This is a genomic window from Grimontia marina (genome assembly GCF_900060185.1).
GTDB classification, from domain to species: domain Bacteria; phylum Pseudomonadota; class Gammaproteobacteria; order Enterobacterales; family Vibrionaceae; genus Enterovibrio; species Enterovibrio marinus.
On record NZ_FIZY01000014.1, the window covers coordinates 42,719 to 59,677 of the forward strand.

Consider the following 16,959-nt stretch of genomic DNA (forward strand, 5'->3'; position numbering starts at 1 on the left):
AAACCATGTTAAAGAGGCGAAATCTGAAAGCCAAACGTTTTCGTAAAAATCTGTAGCCAAACGTTTGCGCCGTCAGTATAATGCGGCGGCAATATTTTGAACTCCCTCATATTATATTGGCGTGAGATATTGCAATGTTACGAATAGCTAAAGAAGCCCTTACTTTTGACGATGTACTGCTGGTTCCAGCACACTCCACAGTTCTTCCGAACACTGCCGACTTGCGCACTCAACTGACGAAAAAAATCTCTCTGAACATCCCACTGATCTCAGCGGCGATGGACACAGTGACCGAAGCGCGTCTTGCAATTGCGCTTGCTCAGGAAGGTGGCATCGGTTTTATCCACAAAAACATGTCTATTGAGCAACAAGCTGAACAAGTTCGCTTGGTGAAGATCTTCGAAGCCGGTGTGGTTTCAAATCCAGTCACTGTGACGCCTGATCAAACCATTGCTGATGTAAAAGCATTGACTGACACTCATGGCTTTGCCGGTTTCCCAGTAGTCACTGAAGCCAATGAGCTGGTGGGTATCATCACTGGTCGCGATGTTCGTTTCGTGACAGACCTGAGCCTGAAAGTGTCAGAAGCGATGACACCGAAAGAGCGTCTGGCGACAGTGAAAGAGGGCGCAAGCCCAGAAGAAGTTCAAAAGCTGATGCAAAAGCACCGCGTAGAAAAAATCCTTGTGGTGAATGATGATCACCACATCGCGGGCATGATCACTGCAAAAGACTTCCAAAAAGCTGAGCGCAAACCAAACGCATGTAAAGATGAGCAAGGCCGTCTGCGTGTTGGTGCTGCGGTTGGCGCAGGTGCAGGTAACGAAGAACGTGTTGCTGCACTGGTTGAAGCAGGCGTTGACGTACTGCTTATCGACTCTTCTCACGGTCACTCTGAAGGCGTACTTCAACGCATTCGCGAAACCCGTGAAAAATTCCCTGAATTGCAAATCATTGGCGGTAACGTCGCAACTGGCGCAGGTGCAAAAGCCCTGATTGAAGCGGGTGTAGATGCAGTGAAAGTGGGTATCGGCCCAGGCTCAATCTGTACAACCCGTATTGTTACCGGTGTGGGTGTTCCGCAAATCACTGCGATTTCAGACGCAGTAGAAGTAGCAGAACAATATGGCGTGCCATGTATCGCTGATGGCGGTATCCGTTTCTCTGGCGACATGTGTAAAGCAATCGTTGCCGGTGCATCTTGTGTCATGGTTGGTTCCATGCTGGCAGGTACGGAAGAATCTCCAGGTGAAGTTGAACTGTACCAAGGCCGTGCTTACAAATCTTACCGCGGCATGGGCTCGCTGGGTGCGATGTCTAAAGGTTCTTCTGACCGTTACTTCCAGACTGACAACGCAGCAGACAAGCTGGTACCTGAAGGTATCGAAGGTCGCGTGGCATACAAAGGCCGTCTGAAAGAAATCATTCATCAGCAAATGGGTGGCCTGCGTTCATGTATGGGCCTGACTGGCTCTGCAACGGTGGAAGATTTGCGCACTAAAGCTGAATTTGTTCGCATCACTGGCGCTGGTATGACGGAATCACACGCACACGACGTGACCATCACCAAAGAAGCGCCAAACTACCGTACTGGCCAGTAATTCACGCCCGTAAATTTAGGCTGAAATTTATAGCATGGGGGCGGAAGTCCCCTGTATCGATGACTTTTTGAGACAAGCTGAAATGACCCAAAATATTCATGACCAACGTATTCTGATCCTCGACTTTGGATCTCAGTACACCCAGTTGATTGCGCGTCGTATCCGTGAAATTGGTGTTTACTGTGAGCTGTGGGGCTGGGATGTTGAAGAGCAGGATATCCGTGACTTCAACCCGAACGGCATCATTCTCTCCGGTGGCCCGGAGAGTGTGACCGAATACGGTTCACCACGAGCGCCTGAATATGTGTTTAACGCGGGCGTTCCAGTACTGGGCGTGTGCTATGGCATGCAAACCATGTCCGAGCAGCTTGGCGGTAAAGTTGCAGGCTCTAACGAGCGTGAGTTCGGTTACGCGAAAGTAACGCTGGATAACCCAGGTAGCCTGTTTGAAGGTATCGAAGATGCCATTAACGAAGCGGGCAAAGGCGTTCTGGATGTATGGATGAGCCACGGCGACAAAGTGGTAGAAATTCCATCTGACTTCGTGAAAGTGGCATCGACTGACACTTGTCCGTTTGCAGCAATGGCCAACGAAGAGAAGCGTTTCTACGGCGTTCAGTTCCACCCTGAAGTGACGCACACCCGTCAGGGTCACCGCATGCTTGAGCGCTTTGTGATGGATATCTGTGGCTGTGAGAAGCTATGGACGCCAGCATCTATCATCGAAGATGCGATTGCACGTATCAAAGAACAAGTGGGTGATGACGAAGTGATCCTTGGCCTGTCAGGTGGTGTGGACTCTTCTGTTGTTGCCATGCTTATCCACCGCGCGATCGGTGACAAGCTGACCTGTGTATTCGTAGACAACGGTCTGCTGCGCTTGAACGAAGCTGAGCAGGTCATGGAAATGTTCGGTGACCACTTCGGTCTGAACATTGTTCACGTTGATGCAGAAGACCGTTTCCTGTCAGCGCTGGAAGGTATTGCGGATCCAGAAGCAAAACGTAAGAAGATTGGTCATGTGTTCGTTGACGTATTCGATGAAGAATCGAAGAAGCTGAAGAACGCGAAATGGCTGGCGCAAGGCACTATCTACCCAGATGTTATCGAGTCTGCTGCTTCTAAGACCGGTAAAGCGCACGTTATCAAATCTCACCACAACGTAGGTGGTCTGCCGGATGACATGGAAATGGGTCTGGTTGAGCCGCTGAAAGAGCTGTTCAAAGACGAAGTGCGTAAGATTGGTCTGGAGCTGGGTCTGCCGTACAACATGCTTTACCGCCACCCGTTCCCGGGACCAGGTCTGGGTGTACGTGTACTTGGCGAAGTGAAGAAAGAGTACTGTGATCTGCTACGCCGTGCAGATGCTATCTTCATCGAAGAGCTACACAAAGCAGACCTTTACAACAAGGTTTCTCAGGCATTTACTGTGTTCCTGCCAGTACGCTCTGTCGGCGTAATGGGTGACGGACGTAAATATGATTGGGTTGTCTCATTGCGTGCAGTAGAAACCATCGACTTCATGACCGCACACTGGGCACACTTGCCATACGACTTCCTGGGTCGCGTTTCAAACCGCATCATCAACGAAGTCGACGGTATCAGCCGCGTGGTTTACGACATCTCTGGTAAGCCACCTGCAACCATCGAGTGGGAATAATTCCCCTTCAAATACAGTCACTCAAAGGCACGCATCGCGTGCCTTTTTCTTTCTCTCTCACCAGCGATACGTCATTCATCTTCAGGGTGGCTGATACTCACCATTTCACGCCAAAAGTAGCCATTTTATCGTGGTTGTTGTTCATTTGGGTTGTCTTTGTTTGCTTTGTGTTTATCGCTTGTGTGCAAATTGAATTTATGTGCTTAAACCGTAATTTTAATTGAGATTAGTCACTACCAATTTGGTTTGTTACGTGTATTTTGTGCTGTTGAATAATTATGACGTCGTTGCGAATTCATCAAAGAATCCGCTCCTTACGATGCAAACACACACTGCAAAAACTCGGAGCTTTAAATGAGTAATCATGCCATGAGCAATACTCCAGACGCGCCAAGCGGCGGTATGGAAAAGTTCCTGAACTGGATTGAAAGGGCGGGTAACAAAATTCCTGATCCTGCGCTTCTGTTCTTTTATGGACTTTTGATTGTATGGGGTCTGTCCGCCGTTCTGTCTCAGGTTGATTTCGGCCTGATCCACCCTGTTACCGGCCAGGCTGTAGAAATTAATAACCTTCTGACTGGCGAAGCGCTTGCAAGCTTCCTGGCGAACATGGTGACCACTTTCACCAGCTTTGCACCTATGGGTATTGTGCTTGTAGCCATGCTGGGTGTGGGCGTCGCAGATGCATCTGGCTTTATCACCACTGGCCTGAAAAAAATGCTGAACGTGACACCTAAGAAGCTGCTAACTCCAGCGCTGATTCTGGTGGCGATTGTGTCGCACACGGCAGCAGATGCGGGTTACGTTCTGGTTATTCCTTTGGGCGGCATCATCTTCCACGCTGCGGGTCGTCACCCACTGGTGGGTATTGCTGCGGCGTTTGCGGGTGTGTCGGGCGGTTTCTCTGCTAACTTCATTCCAGCGGGTATTGACCCTCTGTTGGCTGGCTTTACCCAATCTGCAGCGCAGGTTCTGGATAAAGACTACGTGGTGAACCCACTGGCGAACCTGTATTTCACTGGCCTTTCTTCTTTCCTGATTGTGGCTATCGGCTGGTATGTGACTGAGAAAATCATCGAGCCACGCCTGAACAAATTGCCAATTGATGAAGATGCAGAAAAAGCACCGGATCTGGGCAGCTTCACCGCTATTGAAAGTAAAGCGTTCAACCGTGCAGGTTTTGCAATGCTGGCAGGTATCGTTCTGCTGGTGATTGCACTTATCCCTGAAACCTCAGCACTGCGTTCACCTGAAGGCGAACTGACTGCGTTCTCTGCGCCGCTGATGAAATCTATCGTACCGCTGATCTTTATCCTGTTTGTGATTCCAGGTGTGGTTTATGGTCGCGTGGCAGGTACCTTCAAAACGCAAGGCGATATCATTAAAGCAATGAGCGATACCATGGCGACCATGGGCGCATATTTGGTGATGTCATTCTTCTGTGCGCAGTTCCTGGCAGCATTCAGCCAGTCGAACATCGGCACCTTACTGGCATTGGAAGGCGCGGCATTCCTGAAAGCGCTGAACATGCCGGGTCAGCTGACCATCATCGGTATGATTCTGTTGACCGCGTGTGTGAACCTGCTGATCGGTTCTGCATCGGCAAAATGGGCGCTGATTGGTCCAATCCTTGTACCAATGCTGATGGCGCTGGGTATTTCTCCTGAGCTGTCTCAGGCGGCTTACCGCGTAGGTGACTCGGTATCTAACATCATTTCTCCACTGATGGTGTTCTTCCCACTGGTCGTGGTTTACTGCCAACGTTATGTGAAGAGCACAGGTATCGGCACATTGGCTTCAATGATGATGCCTTACTCCATTGCGATGCTGATCGGTTGGTCAATCTTCCTTCTAGCTTACTGGGCTCTGGGTATCCCACTGGGTATCCAAGCACCTTACACCTACCAGATGTAACAGCAATCTGTTGTAATCCAAGCCCTGCCTCCGTGCAGGGCTTTTTCTTGCGTTTGAATTCTTCTCCAATAATACGTGCTACATCAGCGCAACATTATCAAAACATACATCTATACACTAATGTATTTTTGATATTTTGTATAAAGGATGTATCTTCTGGGATGTTTACGTTATCTCACACTATTATCTGCAGTGCTGTCTTCAATCTGTCATAAGTCCTGACTCTTAATGTTGATTTGGCATTATCTCCTTTGTAATCTCATTTATTGGAGTTTTACTCCAAAAGTGGCATCTGCTAAGTTCTTGCGGCAAAAGTAACGGATATACCTGATTTCATCGCATGCTCGTTTCGGCGAATGGTCAATCAAGGTTAGAACTCATCGAAAAGGTGGTATGACATGAGTCAAGCTTCACAAGGAGCGCCGCAACAGAATGGCGCGATTGCGTTTATTGAACGCGTAGGTATAAAAATCCTCGATCCTGTGATCATTTTTATGTTCCTTTTTGTGGCTGCATTGGCCATTACAGGTTTGATCGGCGGAATGGAATTCCAAACCACAGGGGCAGATGGTAATCCTGTCAGCCACACTGTGAAGAGCATGCTGGCAACAGAAAACGTTCGCTGGATGTTTGATAATGCGATCCTTGAAAACTGGCTGTCGTTCGGCCATGGCGTACTCGGTGTCATCCTTGTGGTGATGCTTGGTGTCGGTATTGCTGAGAACTCTGGCCTTCTGGGGGCAGTGATTAAGCGTGTTGGCCTTCGCCTGAATGAGAAATGGCTGCCGATGCTGCTGGTATTCCTAGGTATCATGAGCTCCATCGCGACGGATGCCGGTTATCTGGTGCTTATCCCATTGGCGGGTATGTTGTACGCAGGTGTGGGTAAAAACCCACTGATCGGTATGGCTGCTGCGTTCGCAGGTGTCTCCGCGGGCTTTAGTGCAAACCTGATTCCTGCAACCCCGGTTGACGTCATTATTGGTCTGAATGCACGTGTGTTTGCAGAATCTCAAGGCGTGCCTTTTGAGACCGCAGCAGGTGAAGTGCTAAACCCTGCGACCATGCACTATTTCTTCATCTTTGTTTCCACCTTCATGCTGGCGATCCTAGGTGCTTGGGTCACCAAACGCTTTGTCGCACCTCGTTTGGAAAAGATGGAGTACACGCTACCTGAAGACTTGGATCAGAGCGATTTATCTGTCAGCGAGAGCGAACAAAAGGGTCTGCGCGCTGCTGGTCTCGGTCTGATTGCTTCTCTGGCTGCGATTGTTACGCTGGCAATGGGTCCCCTCGCGCCATACACCAACGAGGCTGGCCGCACAGTTACCCCTTACATGAACAATGTGATCCTGCTGATTGCGATGGTGTTTGCGGTAACGGGTATTTGCTTTGGTTACAGCACGGGCAAGTTCAAGTCTCTACAAGACGTAGTGAATGCCATGGTGAAGCAGATGAACACCTTTGGTTATGTTCTGGTTCTGACTTTCTTCAGCCATAACTTCCTGGCGGTACTGAGTTACTCAGGCTTGGGTGTTTACATCACTTACCTAGGTGCGACCACCTTGTCTTCACTGGGTCTGGAAAACTTCCCAATCCTTCTCATCATTGGCTTCATTCTTACCACTGCGCTGATCAACCTGTTTGTGGGTGGTTTGACATCGAAATGGATGCTGCTGGGGCCAATTTTCATCCCAATGCTGTATCAGGTTAACCCGAACATGACACCAGATATGGTTTCTGCGGCTTACCGTGTGGCGGATTCTTCCACCAACATCATCACGCCAATGATGACCTATGCAGGTGTTATCCTAGCCTTCATGCGTAAGTACAAATCTGATCTGACGTTTGGTGATGTGATTGCGATGATGGTGCCATACTCAGCAGCGTTCCTGACCGTATGGACAACCTTGCTGATTGTGTTCTTCAGCTTCAACATTCCTCTGGGCTTCTGATCAGGCGCAGCAAGAATAGAAAAACCCGGCTTCGGCCGGGTTTTTTTGTTTGAATCGTTACTTCAAATGCTCTCCATGGAACCGGAGGTGATCTTCGATAAAGCTCGAAATGAAGTAGTAGCTGTGGTCGTAGCCTTCCTGCATTCGAAGCTCCAGCGGATAACCTGCTTCTTCTGCAGCTTGGAGCAAGTTTCCTGGCTTCAGTTGCTCATGCAGGAACTGGTCACCATCACCTTGATCAATCAGCATTGGCAAGTGCTTATCTGCTTTTTTGATTAAGGCGCAACTGTCGTATTCCAGCCAGGTTTGGCGGTCTTCACCTAAATAATTGGTAAAAGCCTTTTCGCCCCAAGGGACAGCAGCGGGATTCACAATTGGGCTGAATGCAGAAACAGAACGGTAATCGTCACTGTTTTTCAGTGCGATTGTCAGGGCACCGTGTCCCCCCATGCTGTGACCGGAAATCGCCTTCACATCACTGACCGGGAAGTGCGCTTCGATAACAGCAGGAAGCTCTTTTACCACGTAATCGTACATGTGATAGAAACGGTTCCAAGGTGCTTCGGTCGCATTCAGGTAGAAGCCAGCACCGATACCAAAATCGTACGCACCTTCAGGATCATCAGGAATATTGTCGCCACGTGGGCTGGTGTCAGGGGCAACGATAGCAATACCCAGCTCGGCAGCGACACGGTGTGCGCCGGCTTTCTGCATAAAGTTTTCGTCACTGCAGGTCAGTCCTGACAACCAGTAGAGCACCGGCACTCGATTGGATTCTGATGCTTGAGGAGGCAGGAAAATGGCGAAACGCATGTTGCAGTGAACAGTACGTGAGGTATGAGTGTACTGCTTATGCCAACCGCCAAAACTGCGGTTACTGCTTATGTTTTCAAGACTCATGTTGGACTCCAAAGCAGGCGGTTTTTCACCGCCTGCGTGGGGTTTATTTTGTGGCGTTGTTTACTTGTCGTAATGGATAACAGAGCGGATGCTCTTGCCTTCGTGCATCAGGTCAAACGCTTCGTTGATACCATCAAGGCCCATGGTGTGGGTGATGAAGTCATCCAAAGCGAATTCACCTGCCATGTAACGCTCGACGATCTCTGGTAGCTCTGAACGACCTTTTACACCACCGAATGCAGAACCACGCCATACGCGACCGGTAACCAGTTGGAATGGACGAGTAGAGATTTCCTGACCAGCACCGGCAACACCGATGATCACAGACTCGCCCCAGCCTTTATGGCAGCACTCGAGTGCTGAACGCATGACATTGACGTTACCGATACATTCGAAGGAGTAATCCACTCCGCCGTCGGTCAGTTCAACAATGACGTCCTGAATTGGCTTGTCGTACTTGCTTGGGTTGATGCAGTCAGTCGCGCCCAGCTTTTGAGCCAGTTCGAACTTGCTCTCATTGATATCGACACCAATGATGCGGCTTGCACCTGCCATTGCTGCACCAATGATTGCTGAAAGACCGATGCCACCCAGACCAAACACAGCGACAGTGTCGCCTTTTTGGACCTTAGCGGTGTTGAGCACTGCGCCCATACCGGTGGTAACACCACAGCCGAGAAGACAGACTTCCTCGAGCGGCGCATCTTTGTTCACTTTGGCCAGAGAAATCTCAGGCAATACTGTGTACTCAGAGAAAGTTGAGCAGCCCATGTAGTGGTAGATTGGCTGACCATCTTTGTAAAAGCGGGTCGTGCCGTCTGGCATCAGGCCTTTGCCTTGAGTCTCACGGATTTTCTGACACAGGTTGGTTTTACCTGATTTACAGAACTTACATTCGCCACATTCTGGGGTGTAGAGAGGAATAACATGATCACCCACTTGAACGCTGGTGACACCTTCACCCACTTGTTCAACAATACCGCCGCCTTCGTGGCCCAGAATAGCTGGGAAGATACCTTCTGGGTCATCACCTGACAGGGTGAATGCATCGGTGTGGCAAACGCCGGTTGCGATAATACGCACCAGTACTTCGCCCGCTTTAGGCAGCATGACATCCACTTCTTCAATGCTGAGTGGTTTGCCTGCTTCCCAGGCAATCGCTGCGCGTGATTTGATAAATTGTTCTGCCATTGCAAGCATCCTCATTGGTAAAGGGCTAGTCCCTTAACGTCTAACCCTAGGCGATATAAGTTGAAGGAGCGAGTTCACTTTTGTGACACGCCGGAATTGAGTATTAGTCTATTTATTTCTAAACGTGTGATAATCCACTTGGATTGCAATTAACTTTTACTGGTGAGAAATAATGTCGGATTGGCAAGGGGTTTCAGAGTTTCTGGCTGTGGTCGAAACGGCCAGCTTTACCAAAGCAGCTAAGCGGTTAGGCGCATCGACCGCGCATGTCAGCAGACAGGTAGCATTGCTGGAGGAGAGGCTCAATACCCGCCTTTTATTTCGCACCACGCGAAAGGTTTCAACCACAGAAGAAGGTGATATTTACTATCAACATTGCCGCTTGTTAGCTGATGGCCTGAAAGAGGCAGAGAGTGCAGTGACTCAGTTGCACGAGACGCCGAATGGACACATTAAGCTAACAGCGCCTGTGACCTATGGGGAAAAAGTGGTGATGCCGCTGATCCTCGATTTCATGCAAGCCTACCCCGAAATTCAAATAGAGGTCGACCTGACCAATGCGACGCTAGACCTTGTCGACTCATCTTGTGATGTGGCGTTAAGGTTAGGGCGCTTGGTGGACTCCTCCATGGTGTGCAAGCGCCTGGCTACACGTCGTTTGATTGTTTGCGGTTCGCCAGATTACCTCTCCAAATTTGGTACCCCCCATACGCTTTCCGAACTGGCACAACATAATTGCCTCCGTGGTCAGCATGACTACTGGCGTTTTAGAGAGGAGGGTAAGGAGCGCTCTGTACGTGTTCGTGGCAACCTTCGATGCAACAGTGGTATTGCCTTGCTGGATGCCGCAATTCGCGGTAATGGGTTAATTCAGCTTCCGGATTATTACTTGCAGGAGGCGTTGGAAAGCGGTGAGGTCGTCAAGGTGCTGAATGCTTACGAGGATTTGGAAGAGGGGATTTGGGCGCTGTTCCCCCACCGCCGACTGCAGCCTCTTCGCGTTAAACTGCTGGTGGATTTTCTGGCGGCTAAACTGGCGAATCAGGCTAAGGATTGAGGAGCATGGAGTGATATACTCCGGCGCATAGCAAGATTGAAGTAAAGGCACACAGTGACAAAGAGCGAATTAGATCAGCAGTTTATGCGCCTGGCGATGGAGCTGGCAGGCAAAGCAGAATCCGAAGGTGAAGTTCCCGTCGGCGCAGTTGTCGTGCATGAAGGCGTGGTCATTGGAGAAGGCTGGAATCGCTTGATTGGCCAACATGATGCTACCGCCCATGCTGAAATGATTGCGTTGCGCCAAGCAGGAAAAGTATTGCAAAACTACCGCCTGTTGGATGCGGTGCTTTATGTCACCTTGGAGCCTTGCCCAATGTGTGCGTCCGCCATGGTGCATAGCAGGATTGGCAAAGTGGTGTTTGGCGCGCCCGATTATAAAACGGGAGCCGCAGGGAGTGTCATGAATTTGCTGAGCTATGAAGGCGTTAACCATCATGTTCAGTATCAGGGTGGGGTGTTGGAAGAGGAGTGTCGCGAGCAGTTGCAGGCATTTTTCCGCCGTCGTCGCTCAGAAAAGAAAGCGGAAAAAGAAGCGCGTAAAGCTGCGCAAAGCCCTTCTGACGAAAATTAAAAACTCTCGTCCATCATGGCGAATTCGCGGATAGCGAAAGTGCGTTGGCGCCATAGCACCTTCTTCAGTGCCACATTGCGTTGGCGTTTACGACGGTTCGACGCCGCACTGGAGTTACGGGCGAAGTTAGCCTGTACCTTTCGTTTTCTTGCAAACATCGTCGTTCCTTTTAAAAAATAAGCGCAGCCTCGCTGCGCTTATAGGTATTTATAATCATCTTTTATTAAAGCACGATGACAGCATGATTCTCTGATAAACCCCGTTCTTCCTGTTGGCTTATTATTGAGCTTCCGGCGTTTTTTCCGCACTCTCTGCTTCATCTGTTACGGGGGCCGATTCAAGCGTATCAATAACCTCACTTACCCCTTCACCGGGTACATCTTCTACTATGATGGTTTGCAATCCTTCAAGGTCGTCAGCGATATCACTGGTGATAGCCTCTGCTTTATCCTGATCATAGCCAACAATACTCTGGTAGTAGCGACGGATATTTTCTACATAGCTGAGTGCTTCGTAACCACGCGCATAACCGTAGCGGGTTTGCTTGTAGTACTGGCGTTTGGCCAATAGTGGCAGACGTTGTTTCACATCCGCCCAAGAGTCTGGGTTTCCACCCTGTGCCTTGGTCAGACGGCGAGCGTCCATCATATGGCCGAAGCCAATGTTGTAGGAAGCCAACGCAAACCAGATTTTCTCGTGCTCGTTAACGCTGTCTGGCACACGGTGCAGCATTTTGCGCAAGTACTCGGCGCCGCCTCGGATGCTTTGCTCCGGGTCGAGTCGGTTTTTAACACCTACAGATTTGGCTGTTGGCAGCGTCAACATCATCATGCCGCGAACGCCAGTTGGAGAGACGGCGCGTGGGTTCCAGTGAGATTCCTGATAAGAAAGAGCGGCAAGCAAGCGCCAGTCAAACTCGTCGGCATATTTCTTAAACAATGGTTCCCATTTCGGCAACTTGGTATCGATAGCGCGCAGAAAGGCGCGGGTATCCACAAAGTCGAAGCTGTCTACATGGCCGAAGTATTTCTCTTCAAGTGCTGCCAGTTCACCGCTTTGGGTTTTCTTGCCGAAAAACTCAATCATTAAAGCGTAAACACTGTCGTCCTGTGATTTTTTCATGAACCAGGCAACAGGCTCATCTTCAGTTAAATCCAATGCAACTGTGATGGTTGGGTGGGTGCGTTGTACCAATGCAATATCGACAGAGTCAGCGATAGTGAAGTCCAGCTTGCCATCGGCAACTTGTTTGAGAAGCTCATCGTCATCTATGTCTTTGACACTTTCCCAGACAAGCTCTGGGTATTCGCGCTGAATCGCCTTTAGGGTAAGGGCATGACTTGAGCCTTCAACGACAGCAACGCGAGCCCCATCTTTGTTTAACTCAGTGAGGTGCCGTGGACGCCAATGGCCATTTTTGTAAACCAGTTGTTGGCTAACATAGTAGTAAGCTGGTCCCGGACGGAAATGTTCGAGGCGGTCTTTGGTGATGGTTAAACCTGCGGCTATGATGTCAACATCACCACGTTCAAGGGCAGGGAAAAGCCCAGACAGGGTATAGGCTGGTTGCATCTCAAGCTTAACGCCCAGACTTTGGGCAAATTGGGAGGCGAGTTCATAGTCGAGGCCTGTCGGGCCATCGGGGCCGATGTAGTATGAAAGCTGGTTGTTCAGGGTGCCTACACGCAATACGCCGCGATCGCGGATTTTTTCCAGCGCCGTTCTGTCGTCGTACTTCCACTCGCAGCCAGCGAGAAAAAGTATCAGAAAAAAGCCAGTGAGTAGTGTGTAGGTTCGTTTTACAGCGTTCTGGTTCAAAAAATTATGCTCACTCGTATTTCGTAGGACTGTTATATCAAAGCTGGCTGGACGCGGAAAGTTAAGCAGCAACCGTTACTTGGCGAATACTCAGAATAGTGACAATAAACGCCAGTCAAAAAAAGTTACGCAAACGGTTGCGTCAAGTGTTACGTCGCTCACCTTTTTACCCTATAATACCGCCCCGAAGCCTTTAGAAGTGGTATCGACATGGCTCTCCAATCTCATTTGCGCAATGTAAATCATGGGGTTAGGTCAATATCACTTTAATTCACTGCTAACCGAGAGACGTACGCACATGGAAATTTTGCGTGGTTCCCCCGCTCTGTCCGAATTTCGAGTCCAAAAACTGCTGGAAAGCTGCAAAGCAAATGATTTGCCTGTCACCAGCCTCTATGCAGAGTATATCCACTTTGCTGATCTCAGCGCGCCTTTGGGTGAGGACGAAAAGCAAAAACTGGATCGCTTGCTCACTTATGGTCCAACGATCGCAGAGCACGCACCTACAGGAACTCTCTTCCTTGTAACACCACGCCCCGGCACCATCTCCCCTTGGTCCTCTAAAGCGACCGACATCGCCCGCAACTGTGGCCTAGCCCAAATCAAACGCCTTGAACGTGGCACTGCTTACTATGTCGAGTTGTCTGGTGAGCTGTCAGAAACACAGAAAAAGACGCTGACTGGCCTGCTTCACGATCGCATGATGGAAGTGGTATTCGGACAGTTCGAAGAAGCTTCTGCATTGTTCCAAGCGGCAACACCTGCACCAATGACGGCAGTTGATGTCTTGGGTGGCGGACGCGAAGCGCTGGAAAGGGCCAACGTTGAGTTGGGTCTGGCACTGGCGGAAGACGAAATTGATTATCTGGTGGAAAGCTTCACCAAGCTGGGTCGTAACCCGAACGACATCGAACTGATGATGTTTGCACAAGCAAACTCAGAGCATTGTCGTCACAAGATCTTCAACGCAGACTGGACCATCGATGGTGTTGAACAGCGAAAGAGCCTGTTCAAGATGATCAAAAACACTTTCGAACACAACAGTGACTACGTGTTGTCAGCGTACAAAGACAACGCAGCTGTGATGACGGGTTCTAATGTGGGTCGATTCTTCCCGAATCCAGAGTCACGCCAATATGATTACCATCAGGAAGACGCACATATCTTGATGAAAGTGGAAACCCACAACCACCCAACGGCGATTTCTCCATGGCCAGGTGCTTCAACCGGCTCTGGTGGTGAAATCCGCGACGAAGGCGCAACCGGTATCGGCGGTAAGCCAAAAGCGGGATTGGTTGGTTTTACAGTATCTAACCTGCGTATCCCGGGCTTTGAGCAGCCTTGGGAAACTGATTTCGGCAAGCCAAACCGCATTGTGAACGCGCTGGATATTATGCTGGAAGGTCCTCTGGGTGGCGCCGCTTTTAACAACGAATTTGGCCGTCCGAACCTGCTGGGTTACTTCCGTACTTACGAGGAAAAAGTGACCTCGCACAACGGTGAAGAAGTACGTGGTTACCACAAGCCAATCATGATTGCGGGCGGCATGGGCAATATCCGTGATCAGCACGTGCAGAAAAAAGAAATCCCAGTCGGCGCGAAGTTGATTGTTCTTGGCGGCCCTGCGATGAATATCGGTCTGGGCGGTGGTGCTGCGTCGTCAATGGCGTCTGGCCAGTCGACCGAAGACCTGGATTTTGCTTCTGTTCAGCGTGAAAACCCTGAGATGGAACGACGCTGTCAGGAAGTCATTGACCGCTGTTGGCAGCTTGGCGAGCAAAACCCAATTGCGTTTATCCACGACGTGGGCGCGGGTGGTATTTCGAATGCCTTGCCTGAGCTGGTGGATGACGGCGAGCGCGGCGGTAAATTCCAGCTGCGTGACGTACCGAATGACGAGCCGGGTATGAGCCCACTGGCAATTTGGTGTAACGAATCTCAAGAACGCTATGTGATGGCGGTTGCGCCAGAAAACATGGACGTGTTCGATGCTATCTGTAAGCGCGAACGTGCACCTTACGCGGTGGTAGGTGAAGCGACTGAAGAGCGTCACCTGACGCTGGAAGACAGCCACTTTGACAGCACGCCTATAGACATGCCGATGGACATTCTGCTTGGCAAGCCACCGAAAATGCATCGTGACGTGACCTCTCTGAAAGTGGAGGGTCAGACGATTGTCCGTGACGGTATCAACATCGAAGAAGCGACCCAGCGTGTGCTGCGTTTGCCTTCGGTGGCAGAGAAAACCTTCCTTATCACCATCGGTGACCGCACCGTGACGGGTTTGGTTGCGCGTGACCAAATGGTCGGCCCTTGGCAGGTGCCTGTGGCGAACTGTGCGGTAACGGCTGCTAGTTATGACACTTACCACGGTGAAGCGATGTCCATGGGTGAGCGCACGCCAGTTGCACTGCTGGACTTTGCTGCGTCTGCACGTCTGGCTGTTGCGGAATCCCTGACTAACATTGCTTGTTCTGACATCGGCGACCTGAAGCGCATTAAGCTGTCTGCAAACTGGATGGCAGCAGCGGGCCATCCGGGCGAAGATGCTGGTCTGTATGAAGCAGTGAAAGCGGTGGGTGAAGAGCTTTGTCCAGCGCTGGATCTGACTATTCCTGTGGGTAAAGACTCGATGTCGATGAAGACCCGCTGGGACGAGAAGGGCGAGCAGAAAGAAAACACCTCGCCACTGTCTTTGATCATTACCGCATTCGGCCGTGTCGAAGACGTACGTAAGACAGTAACGCCTCAGCTTCGCACTGACAAAGGCGACAGTGCACTGGTATTGGTCGACCTTGGTCAAGGCCAAAACCGTATGGGTGCAACTGCACTGGCGCAGGTTTACAAGCAGCTGGGTGACAAACCTGCTGATGTTGACAGCCCAGAGCTGCTGAAAGGCTTCTTCAACGCGATGCAAACGCTGGTTCGCGACGAAAAACTGCTGGCTTACCATGACCGTGGTGACGGTGGCCTTTATGTGACACTGGCGGAAATGGCGTTTGCTGGTCACGTTGGCTTAGAAGTGGATATCAACACCCTGTCTGCTGAAGGCGAGTGCAGCGACGAGCTGGCAGCGTTGTTCAACGAAGAGTTGGGCGCTGTTGTTCAGGTTCGCACCGAAGATTTGGATTCTGTGCTGTCGACGCTGTCTGCACACGGCCTGGAAGCATGTAGCCATGTGATTGGCACCCTGACAGAAGACGATGCTCTCCGTGTCTGGAATGGTGATGCACTGGTGCTGGATCAGAACCGTACTGAGCTTCGTACCATTTGGGCGGAAACCACTTACCAAATGCAGGCAATGCGTGATAATCCACGCGGTGCTCAGCAAGAGTTTGATGCGAAGAAAGACGTTACCGATCCAGGTCTGTCAGCGAACCTGACCTTCGATGTTCAGGAAGACGTGGCGGCACCGTTTATCACAATGGGTGCGCGTCCTCAAATGGCAATTTTGCGTGAGCAGGGCGTAAACTCCCACGTTGAAATGGCAGCGGCGTTTGACCGCGCTGGCTTTGATGCTAAAGACGTTCACATGAGCGACGTGCTGGCAGGCAACATTTCGCTGGAAGAGTTCAACGGCTTAGTAGCTTGTGGCGGCTTCTCATACGGCGACGTGTTGGGCGCTGGTGAAGGTTGGGCGAAATCTATCCTGTTCAACGAGCAGGCGCGTGACCAGTTTGAGCGTTTCTTCCATCGCGGCGATTCGTTCGCACTGGGAGTGTGTAACGGCTGTCAGATGCTGTCTAACCTGCACGAACTGATTCTAGGCGCTGACTTGTGGCCTCGTTTCGTTCGCAACGAATCTGAGCGCTTTGAAGCACGCTTTAGCCTCGTTCAGGTTCAGGAAAACCCATCTTTGTTCCTGAGCGGTATGGCGGGCTCTCACATGCCTATCGCGGTTTCTCATGGCGAAGGCCGTGTAGAAGTGCGTGATGCTGAGCATCTGGCTGCGATCGAGCAATCAGGTACGGTTGCACTGCGTTACCTGGATAACTTCGGTAAGGTGACTCAGGATTACCCGGCGAACCCGAACGGTTCACCAAATGGTATTACCGGTCTGACAACCCGTGATGGTCGTGTGACCATCATGATGCCGCACCCAGAGCGTGTATTCCGTACTGTGGCGAACTCATGGCACCCAGATAACTGGGGTGAAGACAGCCCTTGGATGCGTATGTTCCGTAACGCGCGCGTCAAGCTGGGCTAATCAGGACGTTTTAAACACCAAACTTGTGACACAAGCCGCTACCTTCTGGTGGCGGCTTTTTTATCCGATTGCATCCTGTATCG

General features: G+C 50.6%; 11 protein-coding genes. 7 read left to right on the forward strand and 4 right to left on the reverse strand.

The features are described 5' to 3' along the window. Positions 1-134: 134 nt before the first annotated feature. The 4 genes from guaB to GMA8713_RS09375 all read left to right on the forward strand — a co-directional run bounded on the left by guaB (position 135) and on the right by GMA8713_RS09375 (position 7,130). On the forward strand, positions 135-1,601 hold the full coding sequence (gene guaB / locus GMA8713_RS09360; RefSeq protein ID WP_062708419.1) for an IMP dehydrogenase: 1,467 nt from the start codon (positions 135-137) through the stop codon (positions 1,599-1,601). An 82-nt stretch (positions 1,602-1,683) separates the two neighbouring features. Next, positions 1,684-3,261 carry a glutamine-hydrolyzing GMP synthase gene (gene guaA, locus GMA8713_RS09365; RefSeq protein WP_062708544.1) on the forward strand — a complete coding sequence of 526 codons (1,578 nt, stop codon included), beginning with the start codon at positions 1,684-1,686 and terminating at the stop codon, positions 3,259-3,261. A 354-nt stretch (positions 3,262-3,615) separates the two neighbouring features. Next, positions 3,616-5,175: an AbgT family transporter gene (locus GMA8713_RS09370; protein WP_046302734.1), complete on the forward strand. Its 1,560-nt coding sequence runs from the start codon at positions 3,616-3,618 to the stop codon at positions 5,173-5,175. Between the two features lie 398 nt (positions 5,176-5,573). Further along, a complete protein-coding gene (locus GMA8713_RS09375; protein ID WP_062708422.1) occupies positions 5,574-7,130 on the forward strand; it encodes an AbgT family transporter in 1,557 nt (518 codons plus the stop codon). Between the two features lie 57 nt (positions 7,131-7,187). On the opposite strand, the gene fghA is transcribed toward GMA8713_RS09375, so the two are convergent. Further along, a complete protein-coding gene (gene fghA / locus GMA8713_RS09380; protein ID WP_062708425.1) occupies positions 7,188-8,030 on the reverse strand; it encodes an S-formylglutathione hydrolase in 843 nt (280 codons plus the stop codon). Positions 8,031-8,090: 60 nt separating this feature from the next. Next, complete coding sequence (locus GMA8713_RS09385) at positions 8,091-9,221, reverse strand: S-(hydroxymethyl)glutathione dehydrogenase/class III alcohol dehydrogenase (protein WP_062708546.1); 1,131 nt, start codon at positions 9,219-9,221, stop codon at positions 8,091-8,093. A 172-nt stretch (positions 9,222-9,393) separates the two neighbouring features. On the opposite strand from GMA8713_RS09385, the gene GMA8713_RS09390 reads away from it, so the two are divergent. Both GMA8713_RS09390 and tadA read left to right on the forward strand, forming a co-directional pair. Beyond that, positions 9,394-10,278: a LysR family transcriptional regulator gene (locus GMA8713_RS09390; RefSeq protein ID WP_062708428.1), complete on the forward strand. Its 885-nt coding sequence runs from the start codon at positions 9,394-9,396 to the stop codon at positions 10,276-10,278. A gap of 54 nt (positions 10,279-10,332) precedes the next feature. Then, on the forward strand, positions 10,333-10,851 hold the full coding sequence (gene tadA / locus GMA8713_RS09395) for a tRNA adenosine(34) deaminase TadA (protein ID WP_062708430.1): 519 nt from the start codon (positions 10,333-10,335) through the stop codon (positions 10,849-10,851). Here tadA and GMA8713_RS27680 read toward each other — a convergent pair. Then, complete coding sequence (locus GMA8713_RS27680; protein WP_198159481.1) at positions 10,848-11,009, reverse strand: hypothetical protein; 162 nt, start codon at positions 11,007-11,009, stop codon at positions 10,848-10,850. The genes tadA and GMA8713_RS27680 overlap by 4 nt on opposite strands. Before the next feature lie 121 nt (positions 11,010-11,130). Then, complete coding sequence (mltF, locus tag GMA8713_RS09400; RefSeq protein WP_062708433.1) at positions 11,131-12,669, reverse strand: membrane-bound lytic murein transglycosylase MltF; 1,539 nt, start codon at positions 12,667-12,669, stop codon at positions 11,131-11,133. A gap of 298 nt (positions 12,670-12,967) precedes the next feature. Here mltF and purL point away from each other — a divergent pair, with 298 nt between their 5' ends. Then, a complete protein-coding gene (purL, locus tag GMA8713_RS09405; RefSeq protein WP_062708435.1) occupies positions 12,968-16,876 on the forward strand; it encodes a phosphoribosylformylglycinamidine synthase in 3,909 nt (1,302 codons plus the stop codon). Positions 16,877-16,959 lie beyond the last annotated feature (83 nt).

Bases quoted from the DNA above. Each gene is read 5' to 3' on its own strand.
- guaB (WP_062708419.1), top strand. From the start codon at position 135: ATGTTACGAATAGCTAAAGAAGCCCTTACTTTTGACGATGTACTGCTG.
- guaA (WP_062708544.1), top strand. From the start codon at position 1,684: ATGACCCAAAATATTCATGACCAACGTATTCTGATCCTCGACTTTGGA.
- GMA8713_RS09370 (WP_046302734.1), top strand. From the start codon at position 3,616: ATGAGTAATCATGCCATGAGCAATACTCCAGACGCGCCAAGCGGCGGT.
- GMA8713_RS09375 (WP_062708422.1), top strand. From the start codon at position 5,574: ATGAGTCAAGCTTCACAAGGAGCGCCGCAACAGAATGGCGCGATTGCG.
- fghA (WP_062708425.1), bottom strand. From the start codon at position 8,030: ATGAGTCTTGAAAACATAAGCAGTAACCGCAGTTTTGGCGGTTGGCAT.
- GMA8713_RS09385 (WP_062708546.1), bottom strand. From the start codon at position 9,221: ATGGCAGAACAATTTATCAAATCACGCGCAGCGATTGCCTGGGAAGCA.
- GMA8713_RS09390 (WP_062708428.1), top strand. From the start codon at position 9,394: ATGTCGGATTGGCAAGGGGTTTCAGAGTTTCTGGCTGTGGTCGAAACG.
- GMA8713_RS27680 (WP_198159481.1), bottom strand. From the start codon at position 11,009: ATGTTTGCAAGAAAACGAAAGGTACAGGCTAACTTCGCCCGTAACTCC.
- purL (WP_062708435.1), top strand. From the start codon at position 12,968: ATGGAAATTTTGCGTGGTTCCCCCGCTCTGTCCGAATTTCGAGTCCAA.